Annotated in this window: 2 protein-coding genes; both read right to left on the minus strand. The window is 45.8% G+C overall.

From position 1 onward, the window contains the following. Positions 1-94: 94 nt before the first annotated feature. Positions 95-529, minus strand: coding sequence for a hypothetical protein (locus AC29Z1_RS04450; protein ID WP_488270252.1), 435 nt, complete (start codon positions 527-529; stop codon positions 95-97). Then, the gene (locus AC29Z1_RS04455; RefSeq protein ID WP_488270253.1) at positions 489-1,103 is read right to left on the minus strand and encodes a hypothetical protein; all 615 of its coding nucleotides are present in this window, start codon (positions 1,101-1,103) and stop codon (positions 489-491) included. The genes AC29Z1_RS04450 and AC29Z1_RS04455 overlap by 41 nt, the downstream gene beginning before the upstream one ends. Positions 1,104-1,288: the final 185 nt, after the last annotated feature.

The raw sequence follows: 1,288 nt of genomic DNA on the forward strand, positions 1-1,288 counted from the left end.
AAAAGCCCACTCTCGAATGAGAGTGTGCTATCATTATTTCACCAGCAGATATATGCAGGCCCCGGCAAACAAATTTCGCTGCCAGGTGAGCCTTTTAATTTTGGACTGGGCCTGTTTCTCTAACTGATCTATATATTGCTTCATTTTGTTCAAGGATTTCTCTGATGCTACCAAGTTCGCCTTGAGCATTTCCGATTCCGTTATTAGCGCTGTTGATTTTTCCTGTAGCGTTTTTAATTCTAACTGACACATTTCCAGTTCCAGTTTGGATGCCTTTAAGTCCGTCTGCGATTGCGTCAGCGTGTTCTCTAGCTTCGCTATTTTCTCTCTGAGCGTCGCTGAGTTCTGTTCTAACTGCGTCAACTGACTGTCGGATATCAGATACATCGGTTCCGCTGCCGAACAAGTAATAGGTAACGAAACCAACAGCAAGCACCAACACAAGCAGTAAGATAAGATTTTTCTTGTCGTCAATCGCAATCGCCCCCTTAAAGTCCGAACGGCCCTTGTCCGTATTCCGGCACGCCATAAGCCGACAAATCAAGCGCCGCTACATACCTAAAAGTATTTTCTGCCCTATTTGCATAGCCAGCAGCATACCGCTCACCGACAGCCGCAGCGATATAGTATTGGTCGCGGAACAAATCGCGTATAGTTGCTAGGCTGCGGATATTATAGCGGTCGCACCGGTTTTGTAGAAATTTCCGCACAACATAATGACTAGTCGGACACCAAATCCCGGCATAAATAAAGCACCTACTATCATCTAAAGTAGGTACTTGCTTGAGTGCCGGAACATACATTGCTAGACAGTCCTCGGCTAGTATTTGATTTTGGGCCTCTTGCCCTTGTGGAGAGCCTAGCAGTTCAGAGAGTGCGTAAATTTCGCCTTTGTTTTTGATGTCGGAATAACTTCGGCCAGCAAAATAACTGCCGCCATCAATGTAACTCAAGAGTCTGTCGCCCCGACTGCCCTCCCATTGAGATATGCCCATACTGGGGTAATCGCCAGCAGTAGAGCAGGTTACTGTGTTGTAGTAGCCCTCTACGCCGGTTTGGCCAATACCTCGGGCAATTTCATAGGCTAATTGTTCGTTAGTCATGCTTTCCCTCCCTACTTCGGAAAGATTTTATTCGATACCGTACTAACCAAATTATTTAGCATGTCGGATAGCCCGGTTTGTCCCATTTCCTTGAGGTTTTCGTTTATCGAAGATAACTCAACTAAAAATATCGCAATACTGGCAGCTGCCGGAAAAACTGCCGCAGGACTAAAATGCATTCCAAA

Source organism: Sporomusa sp. (assembly GCF_057736855.1).